This window comes from Streptococcus sp. ELY_90, from assembly GCF_058314475.1.
Genome location: NZ_JBZFUJ010000025.1, coordinates 1 through 9,319, shown reverse-complemented (window position 1 = coordinate 9,319; position 9,319 = coordinate 1). Strand labels below are relative to the sequence as shown.

Genomic DNA, 9,319 nt, shown 5'->3' with positions numbered 1-9,319 from the left:
CAGGACAATGTATTACCTCGTCACGCATAACAAGCTTTACGATTATCTTTCCACCCAAAATCGGTAAAGTCGTTTATGCCCTATCATTGTAACACCTTATCAAAAATTTTCAACATAAGGTGTTGGTTTTGTGTACACTTTTTTCACTAATTTTTAGTAGAAAATAAGATAATTCCCTTATTGTGACTATGGAACTCAAACTATTTTTCATCAAATACCTTTATATGCTTGACAAATGGTAGAAAAGGACTTAGTTCTATATAATACAGAACTAAGTCCTTGGATTAAAATATAGGATCCAACTTTTATACACACATCTGCTACTACCTAAAATTTTTTATTTACGGTAAATTGTATCACCAACTACATATTTAGGCGGAACAACTGGGATTTGTAGATAGGAATCATACTCACCTCCAGTATGAATAACATGAATTCCTTCTGTTAAAGTTTCACGCTCATACACATCAATACCGCCAATTGCGCGCCAACTTGCTAAAAACATGCGGAGCTTTTCACCTTTGTGGTAAAACTTACTTGTTGGATTTATCTCGATTTCAAGAGGTATAATCTCACCTGGACTAAGTTTTTGAACTGTTTTAAAGGTGTACTGAGGTTGAAAATCTGTTGATTTATCAGTATCCAATTCTCGCAATGAAGCACGTATGTTCCCAGCAGTTCCATAATATGGCCAATCATGATAAACATATGTTGGAACAAATTCATCATCAGCACTTGCTTTCATCACACATACTTCAAGGTCTAAATCATCAGCTCCTTTAGCTTCCACCCACACATGAGCTTTGAAATAACCTGTTAATTCAGTATCTTCTTGAAACTCAAAATCAAAATAGGTATACCCGGTCTTAGCATCATATTCTAAAGAAGTAGAAACATTTGGTACATTTTCAACCAAGTCATTATTTCCTGCATCCAAGTACAATTTTTTATATTTCGTACGAGCAATAGGAAATTCGTTTTCTGTACGATCTTTGATGTAATCATGATCGTAGGCATCCTGTAATTCAAAACGAACTGCAGGAGTTAACTCCCAACCATTGTGGATATCTTTCAAATAACGGTCAAAAAATTCGTTTAAATCTTTTATTGAAGAAGGAGTTACCAAATCTTCCCATTCAAATTCCCGGTGCATTCGAATCCATTTTTTAGGTGATTTAATCCGTTGCCATGCATTAAAACTGCCAGTGATATGCAGCTGGTGACTCCATCCTGCAGTCATGTAAACTGGAATTCTAATTTTTTCTAATTTAGCGACTTTATCTTCCCAGTAACTGTCCATCAGAGGATGTTCCTTTAACATTTGCATATGATCTTCAACTGCTTCTCCAGTTACATCGCGAAAAACAAACTCATTGAAGCCCACCATAGGTGCTCCGCCTTTATTAGCGAACTGTCTATAAATATCATTACTGCCTTCCCAAGGAGCGATACAAGCTAAATGAGGCGGACGTTCAGCAGCAATGAACCACTGACACATGGCAACTGCGGAATTTCCCGAAAGACCAACCTTACCCGTACACCATTCTTGTTCTGCAATCCACTCAATAACATCGTAGCCGTCTTTAGCATCCTGAGTCCCCCAAGCATGCAGGCGACCATGAGAGTTCCCGGCACCCCGACAATCAACATTGACAACTGCATAGCCTTGCTTTGTCCAATAAGCAGGATCGGGGGATTCAAATTTTGCCATCTTAGAGATCGTTTTAGGAGGTACCCCTAAAACTTGCCACGTTTTAGGTATATCACCCGGCCTCTTACCATAGAAGCCCCAAGATACAATTGCAGGAACTTGTTTATTTTCATTATCTTTTGAACGATAAATATCAACATAGATAGTTGTTCCATCACGTAATGGAACCTCAACATCCTGCATGCAAATGATACCCATTTCTTCGTAAATTCGCTGATTAAGAGGTGGATAATATCCCCATCCAGCTAACTCACGATCAACAAATTCATTAGTATCGCGATTAGGTTTTCGGTAGATGACTTCAATATCTTCTCCATCAAAATTTTCAATAACCCTTTCATATTCAAATTTTGACTGATCTTTCATCATCTCCATCATATCTGGAGCTTTAAATTCCTTTAGTTTTTTTGCCATAATTATGTACTCCTAAAGCATATCTGCAACATAACGTGCTTGTGCATCAATTGTCTTTGCATTACGAAATTTCATAAAATCAATCTCAACTTCATATTCATCCTCTAGTTCACCTATAATTTGAACAAAGTTAATAGACTTCGCATCAAAATCATCTTTCAGATTTGTTTCTGGAGAGAAACTATTAGGTGTAGTCCTTAAACTTCGACCTGCTGCTGCTTTAATTAATTCGAGAACTTCTTCATACATAAAATGTACCTCCTGATTTATAATTTTGAGTCAAGCTCATTTACAAACTCATTATATAAATAAAGCGCTTACAAAAACCAACATATTGCATCCTTTATGTTCATTTTTAACAATAAAGCTAAATTTGTTAATTTTAAACAAAAGAAGTTAATCTGTCGGTTTTTGTAAGCGTTTTATTGATAGAATATTTTTAAAAATCAAAAGGAGTAAAACTCATGAAAATAACAGAGATGCTGAAAAAAACTAATACTAATCCACGTAAAATAATATTCCCTGAAGCTTCTGAAACTGCTATTTTAGAAGCAGCTTATCGTTCTTACAAATCAGGAACTTGTTCCCCAGTTTTTGTTGGAGAAAAGGAAGTTATCAAAAATCAGCTTGAACAACTCAATATTGAGGAAACATTTTATGAGGTAATTAGTACTGATGATGAAACATTAATGGAGAATTATATTTCTAAATTTTATGAGACAAATCAAATATTTTCAGTTAAACGATTAAAACGTTTAATCAAACAACCCCTCTACATTGCAGCTATAATTCTTAGTCTCGATTTAGTAGATGGCATGGTTTGTGGTTTAACTTATGCAACGTCTGAGGTATTATTAGCAAGTTCGAGTATTGTTGGTCTTAAACAAGATGTCAGTACACCTTCAAGTTTTTTTATTATGGATATTCCTAATTATCAAGGTTCAGAAGGTAGTTTGATTGCAATATCTGATTGTGCTACTTGTGAAAATCCAACCGAAACTGAACTAGCCGATATTGCCATTTCAACTTCTAAGTCAGTTGCTAAGCTATTAGGATGGGAGCCACGAGTTGCAATGCTTTCTTATTCTACTAATGGAAGTTCCTTAAGTGATATGACAACTAAAGTTATTAACAGTTTAAAAATTGTCCAAGAAAAAAACTCTACTTTAAAAATCGATGGTGAAATGCAGTTAGATACTGCGATTGTGCCAAGTGTTGCCGCTAAAAAGATGGGACGTGAAAGTGATGTAGCTGGAAAAGCTAATATTCTAATTGTGCCAGATCTAAATGTAGGTAATATACTCTACAAAGCTATTCAACGTTTTTCCAAAGCAGATGCTTACGGACCAATTTTGCAAGGCTTTAATAAACCAGTCAACGATTTATCTCGCGGTTCATCAGTAGAAGATATTATAGGTGTAATATCAATCACCTGCGCTTTATGTGACTAGACAAATAAATTAGTAATCAATAATTTTATAGGATGGACTGAAAGTCCCATAATACAAAAAAACGAGCTCAAAGTAAGCTCGCTTTTTTATGGGATTCACCACTGCCGGCAAAGCTGCTCAAAGGCAGCAGTATTTGCCATTTTGGACAATCAAAGATTGTGCTTAGCCATGCGCTCTTTAAAGATATCATTGACGATTAAGCTCAGACTTTCTTTAGCCTCTGGGCTCAAATCTCCCTCTTTTTGTGCTTCCGCATAAGCTTCGGGAAACTCACGCGCAATCAGCTTGCAGGTTGCCTTAGTCGCATGTCCGCGTACCAACCGCGGAATCCGCTCCATGTACTCAGGTTTAACCAAAGCTATGATTTTCTCATCAGCATTCATATATTCTCACTCCTTTACCCTAATTACTATACTCCTTTTAAAGGGAGATGTAAATGCTCGAGCATACCTTTGAGCGCTTGGAATTTTTAGTACTGAATAACCTCTTTTTTTACTGTTTCTAAAATATCAGCAGAAATATCAGCTATATTCAAGAGAAAAACTTTATTCTGCCTTGGATTATAGAGCCCCAATTTTTCTATAGATTGAAATTCGGGATGAACAGACTGTATTCCCATAAGATAATATACCAATAGCTGAAGCGTCTGGTCTTTGTTGGGCTTACTTTCTGAAACCTTAAAATCCCACAGGGTATCTGATGTTAAAAAATCACCATCCCCAGCAGTAATGGTATCAGTGTAGCCACCTTCTAATGTAAAACCGTCCTTTACAATCGGACCGTACTCTTCAAAGAAGGCCAGACTTCTCTCTACCATTATACGAATATTTAGAATCGTTGCCGCATCTGGAACAATCTCTTCAACAGGCTTATACCCTGACCGACCCGCTCTAAAGATAACATCAAAACCAGCTAACTGACAGACACTGATAATAGAAGTATCGTCAAGACCAGTAATTTGAGAAAGTAAAGTGGAAGCTAGCTCCGATTTTCTTATCATAAAAGCTCCGTACAAAGAAATCCTGAAAGCTTTTTCTAGCGGCACACCATTCATGAACCGTGTCAGATAGTCCACACAAAGCCCCACCAGCGAAGCGTGAATATTCTCTGCATCACTCTTGTTCACCATTATTATTCATACCCAGTTCTTCAAAAATGTAGAAATTCAAGACCCTCTGTAGGCACTGACTCAAATTATACATCTCGTTAAAATCTGTTATCAACTGATCGTTTTTCTTTCTCTGACCATGTGTATAGTAATTTCTTGTGTCCACCAACCTCTTGGTTAAGTTGTTCTTATTCTGATTTATAAAAATCTTATCAAATTCACCGTGTGGCAAATTTTTAAATAAATCCTTGAGACGATTTCTTAAATGTATTTTTCTGTCACTACTTTTTTGAACATAATCCTGTCGAAAATTTTTCGAGAATACTTCTAAATTTCTAATTGAATCAATCAATAAATCCTCGATATAAGCACCATTATGCAAATTCTTTATAAATTGGTGAATTATAAATTCTAATTGCTCACTTTTATCAAACCAATTATTTAAAATATTTTCAAAATTATCACTCAACCTTACTAACGATATTTTATCCATAGTATGAGAATCCCATACTATCTCATCTCTTTGATGCCTTTCAAAATATTTCCCTTTGATAATATAATGTCTTCCATTTTTAATTCTATTTTCACAGGTAAAGTTGATGTTAGTAAATGATAGAGGGAGACCAGATAGCACTTCAATTAATTCCTTAAATTTAGCGGCAACATTATATAACTTTTTAAATGGAACTTTTCTTTTGTTCATATCAATCAGTTGCATTGCGTAACTAGTTTTAAATTCAGTATTTTTAAAAGAATAATTTGTTGAAGCTATATCTTTAACTATTAATGACTGAGAATTAAGTTTTACCTTGGTCGTTTTATAGTCTGATATATCCGTAGCTACTGTTAAATGATTTTCACCTTCAGAATACTTAAGAAGAGGCTTCCCCACCCACTCATCAATATGATCAAAAGAAAAAGTCATAGATTCTAGCTTTGAAGTTTCAAGCTTATTAAAAATAGTGCCTATATTGTCCTCAGATGTAACTGAGCTAGTAACATAGAAAATTTTAAAATCTTTTACCAAGTATTTTACTAGAGGAAAGCCTGGGATCGTACTTGTTCCAAAAGGGTTCCCAAAAATTTCTAAAATTAAAAAATTACCTGAGCTGTCCCAACCATATATCCTATCAACCTTTTTAGAAAAATCAACTCTAATCGCCTCATTACTAGGCAATTCATTAAATAATTCTAAAACAATTTTATTAGGTTTATAGTCAAAAATCCCACTTCTAGCTTCGGGTGACCAAACCTTAGATTTATCATCCGAAAAGAATCCTTTAATTTCAAAATCTTTGTCTAGACTGTAATTATTAAAATCTGTCAATTATGTTCCTCCAAATCAATTAACTTACTAATGAAGTTATTCATTTTTTCTATCTCCCTATCAATTTTTTTAATAAAATTATTAAATTCTATGCCACTAAAATGCTCCACCATTTCACAAAAATAATTTTCTTTAAAAATCTCTATAGGTACTCCTGAAACCTCATAATGAAATACATTATTTCTGAATTGACTTTTATGAGGAAACAATGCTTGTTTGCATTCAATAAGATTGGCTACCGAGGGCTGTTGTTGCTTATCTAATTGATTGAAGTATCTCTTATTTAAATTTTGTATAGCCTTTACACTAGTTAAATAGCTTTGTAATTTTGCACGATAGAAAAAGGTTCCTTTAGAGTCGAAAATTCTTGGAAAAACGTAATTTACAAAATTATTTTGGCAATAGATATTAAATAAATAAAGTTGAAATTCATCATCTAATTTTCCTAATAGAATATCTCGTCTTTTAGAGTCCTTGTAGAAATAATCTTTGTGACTAAATAATTTTTGAGATATTTCAAAATTATTTTCGCTTTTGTTTAGTTCAGAAAGTCCAGAAATCTGGGAAATTCCAGATAAAAGAGAAGATAAGATTTCTGCATATTTAGCTAAAATAGTTTGTGATACTTTTTGAAGTGCTGATATTGTATAAATATTATCTGAATCATAGAAGTTTTCTAAGTAGATACTGAGTTGACTAGTATTTCCGTATGGTACTCCTGAGAATGTGAAAACGCCTAGGTCTCTCTGCCCTATTAACTTTACCATGACTTTTTGGAAAGAGCTGTATTCAGATCTTAAAATATTTAATCTTTGTTCTGCACTGGTATTTAATAATTTTTTAGCTCTATTATTTTTCTTATCTGTATATAGTTTATAACTGATTCTTGATTTTTTCAGTAAGTCGTAAAATGGTATTCCTTCAATGTCAGGAAGATCTGCATCTACTCCATAGCTTTGAATCCAACCATCAGCCAATGAAGATAAAAAGGGTAATAGAGCAATAGACAGTTCAGAATTTACCATAAAAAGATTACTATTTACCATTTTTAGTAAAATTTGGACAGCCTCATTTGTTTCTCTAGTCATTATTAATAATGAGATTTTTTTTAAATTATTCACCTTTATATTCTCTTTTTGAAATTAATTTGATAATATTTTTGCTTTAATTCATTAATTGATTTATAGCGTTTTGTAATATCTGGGTGAGTACCAATTTTCATAAAATTTTCCAATCCCTCATATTCAAACTTAGTAAGTTTGCTAATTCTTCCCGTGATTACAAAATAAATTAATTTTGTTAATGCAAAACATTCATAACTAATATCATAACTTTTAAATCCATATAAATTCAGGTTGGTACTATCGTTCATTGCCCCTTTAACATCTGTATTTGTTGCAGTTAAAAAGCTATTTGATATTTTCCCTAGACCAAAATCGCATAGTTTTATCACTAATAAATCATCATATCTTTTTATCAAAAAATTTTTAGGACTTATATCTCTGTGCAAGATATTTTTAGTTGATAGAAATTCAAATACTCTAATAATTTGAGAACAAATTCTTTGTCTATCATTGAGGGATATTTTATTCCCATTTTTTTGAATATAATCAAATAGATTCATATCAGCTAATTCCATGGTGTATTCATTAGATTCTTTATTGAGTTTGTATACCTCAAGAATATAAGGAAATTGAAGCTGTTTCATTATATTAAATTCTTGATAAAATCTATTTAAGTCTGTTTGTGACAGATTCCTTTTAGCCCGTTTGACTGCAAATTCTTTGTCATAGAAAGCATCATGATATTTGTAAACTTCTGCATAAGAACCACTACCTATAGGTTGCAAACGATATGGAAATTTATCATTGTTTAAATTTGAAGAGACCGAAAAAATTGCTGAGTCGTAAACAATATCTATTTTTGCCATGTCTTCTGGAACTTCACTGCCTCCAGAAGATTTTAAAAATTCTTCAAATCGCTCTAGAACACCACTATAAGTGTCAATGATACAAAAATTTGAACTGTTTAATTCCTTAATTTTGCTTATTCTATCAATGATTTCGATTATTTGAAGGAGTTCTCTACTTGCATCTGCTAAATAATAGTAGTTTAAGTTTTGGATTCTATCATTAAACAATTTAAATAATCTATTTAATCGTAAATGAATATTTGATAATACCAACCCACATTCCATACCAAATGTGTTCTCGTATAAATACAAATTCCCATCGTCTGAAGATTCATTAAAATACTCATCGTTAATTTTTAACATTGTTTTTTTAAACAATGGATTGTTTAAATTTGGGGCTTGTTCCATATGATTAATTATACCATTTTTCTCATTTTCAAAAAGGCTGCCTTCACTATAATCATGCGATTGTATGATATTCAATTAAATAAAAGAGCAATTAAGAGTTTATAAGGTTAATATATAATTGTCGTATTATTTTAATATTTAGTATGCTATAATTCGGATAGCATATTTATGAGGTAAGTTATGAATCTAAAAAAACATTTTAAAGAATTTATAGATAACTGGAAAGACAATCTAAAGATATTTTTATTGTTTTTCTTCTTATCATCCTTTGTATTTTTAGGATTTATTATTAATTCCAAAGATGATTCAGCTATGAAGCTACTTATTTCAATTTTTAAAATTCTTAAGTACAGGTTCTTCTTCTTTGTACTGATTATCATATTTCAAGGAATGGTATTACAAATTTTAATTCACGAAGTCTTTAAGCTTATTTCACTAGAGAAACATAATGATATGAGGCGCTCTTTTAAAACTAGTTACGTACTTACACTAATTATCCTATTAGTATACTTACTAAACACCCTAGCTCTTGATCAGTTTAATTTATTGATCACGATTCTTGGTTTACCTATTTTATCAGTCTATTTTCTACCTGAAAAATTAATACAATTTTTAAAAAAGAAAATGAAGAAACAAGATCAATTTAAGAAGAGTTATCACCCCCGTCGTAAATTTCATTAATCATAACTGCCCATTTTGCTATTTAATATTACTATTCTTTAGACCCTCATTGAGGGTCTCAGACTGAAGACAAAGCTCTTAGAATTGCATTTCTAAGAGCTTTTTGCTCTGTTTAGGAGTATACTAAAAGAAAACAGTTTGTGAGGTAAGGCCATGTTTCACAAAGAAAAGCCAGATTATAACCGCTATCAATACGGGTTCTATACGCTTGATCAGCTTGTTCCTGAGGATCACTTTCTGCGTAAAATCGAGGCTGTGATTGATTTTGACTTCATCTATGACTTAGTTGAGGAGACTTATAGCAGTG

Annotated in this window: 10 protein-coding genes; 3 read left to right on the top strand and 7 right to left on the bottom strand. The window is 32.6% G+C overall.

Annotated elements, in window-relative coordinates; translation table 11 throughout:
* Positions 1-337 precede the first annotated feature (337 nt).
* A complete protein-coding gene (locus AC4HAF_RS10090) occupies positions 338-2,125 on the bottom strand; it encodes a CocE/NonD family hydrolase (protein WP_491097655.1) in 1,788 nt (595 codons plus the stop codon).
* A gap of 12 nt (positions 2,126-2,137) precedes the next feature.
* A complete protein-coding gene (locus AC4HAF_RS10085; RefSeq protein ID WP_491097654.1) occupies positions 2,138-2,374 on the bottom strand; it encodes an acyl carrier protein in 237 nt (78 codons plus the stop codon).
* Between the two features lie 215 nt (positions 2,375-2,589).
* On the opposite strand from AC4HAF_RS10085, the gene AC4HAF_RS10080 reads away from it, so the two are divergent.
* Positions 2,590-3,576 carry a phosphate acyltransferase gene (locus tag AC4HAF_RS10080; protein ID WP_491097653.1) on the top strand — a complete coding sequence of 329 codons (987 nt, stop codon included), beginning with the start codon at positions 2,590-2,592 and terminating at the stop codon, positions 3,574-3,576.
* A gap of 149 nt (positions 3,577-3,725) precedes the next feature.
* Here the strand turns inward: AC4HAF_RS10080 and AC4HAF_RS10075 are convergent, their stop codons facing one another.
* From AC4HAF_RS10075 to AC4HAF_RS10055, 5 genes are all read right to left on the bottom strand, one after another.
* The gene (locus AC4HAF_RS10075; RefSeq protein ID WP_027975902.1) at positions 3,726-3,959 is read right to left on the bottom strand and encodes a hypothetical protein; all 234 of its coding nucleotides are present in this window, start codon (positions 3,957-3,959) and stop codon (positions 3,726-3,728) included.
* Positions 3,960-4,045: 86 nt separating this feature from the next.
* Positions 4,046-4,705, bottom strand: a complete 660-nt coding sequence (locus AC4HAF_RS10070; RefSeq protein ID WP_491097652.1) for a hypothetical protein — start codon at positions 4,703-4,705, stop codon at positions 4,046-4,048.
* The gene (locus AC4HAF_RS10065) at positions 4,689-6,011 is read right to left on the bottom strand and encodes a HEPN domain-containing protein (protein WP_491097651.1); all 1,323 of its coding nucleotides are present in this window, start codon (positions 6,009-6,011) and stop codon (positions 4,689-4,691) included. Before AC4HAF_RS10065 ends, AC4HAF_RS10070 begins: the two co-directional genes overlap by 17 nt.
* On the bottom strand, positions 6,008-7,132 hold the full coding sequence (locus AC4HAF_RS10060; RefSeq protein ID WP_491097650.1) for a hypothetical protein: 1,125 nt from the start codon (positions 7,130-7,132) through the stop codon (positions 6,008-6,010). The genes AC4HAF_RS10065 and AC4HAF_RS10060 overlap by 4 nt, the downstream gene beginning before the upstream one ends.
* Before the next feature lie 2 nt (positions 7,133-7,134).
* A complete protein-coding gene (locus AC4HAF_RS10055; protein ID WP_491097649.1) occupies positions 7,135-8,331 on the bottom strand; it encodes a protein kinase family protein in 1,197 nt (398 codons plus the stop codon).
* A gap of 180 nt (positions 8,332-8,511) precedes the next feature.
* Between AC4HAF_RS10055 and AC4HAF_RS10050 the strand changes: the two genes are divergently transcribed.
* The gene (locus tag AC4HAF_RS10050) at positions 8,512-9,012 is read left to right on the top strand and encodes a hypothetical protein (RefSeq protein WP_491097648.1); all 501 of its coding nucleotides are present in this window, start codon (positions 8,512-8,514) and stop codon (positions 9,010-9,012) included.
* Between the two features lie 153 nt (positions 9,013-9,165).
* Positions 9,166-9,319: transposase (locus tag AC4HAF_RS10045; RefSeq protein WP_491097656.1), on the top strand; the 154-nt coding region annotated here is incomplete at its 3' end.

Excerpts from the sequence above, each read along its gene's own strand:
- AC4HAF_RS10085 (WP_491097654.1), bottom strand. The coding sequence starts at position 2,374 with ATGTATGAAGAAGTTCTCGAATTAATTAAAGCAGCAGCAGGTCGAAGT.
- AC4HAF_RS10055 (WP_491097649.1), bottom strand. The coding sequence starts at position 8,331 with ATGGAACAAGCCCCAAATTTAAACAATCCATTGTTTAAAAAAACAATG.
- AC4HAF_RS10070 (WP_491097652.1), bottom strand. The coding sequence starts at position 4,705 with ATGGTGAACAAGAGTGATGCAGAGAATATTCACGCTTCGCTGGTGGGG.
- AC4HAF_RS10050 (WP_491097648.1), top strand. The coding sequence starts at position 8,512 with ATGAATCTAAAAAAACATTTTAAAGAATTTATAGATAACTGGAAAGAC.
- AC4HAF_RS10075 (WP_027975902.1), bottom strand. The coding sequence starts at position 3,959 with ATGAATGCTGATGAGAAAATCATAGCTTTGGTTAAACCTGAGTACATG.
- AC4HAF_RS10090 (WP_491097655.1), bottom strand. The coding sequence starts at position 2,125 with ATGGCAAAAAAACTAAAGGAATTTAAAGCTCCAGATATGATGGAGATG.
- AC4HAF_RS10080 (WP_491097653.1), top strand. The coding sequence starts at position 2,590 with ATGAAAATAACAGAGATGCTGAAAAAAACTAATACTAATCCACGTAAA.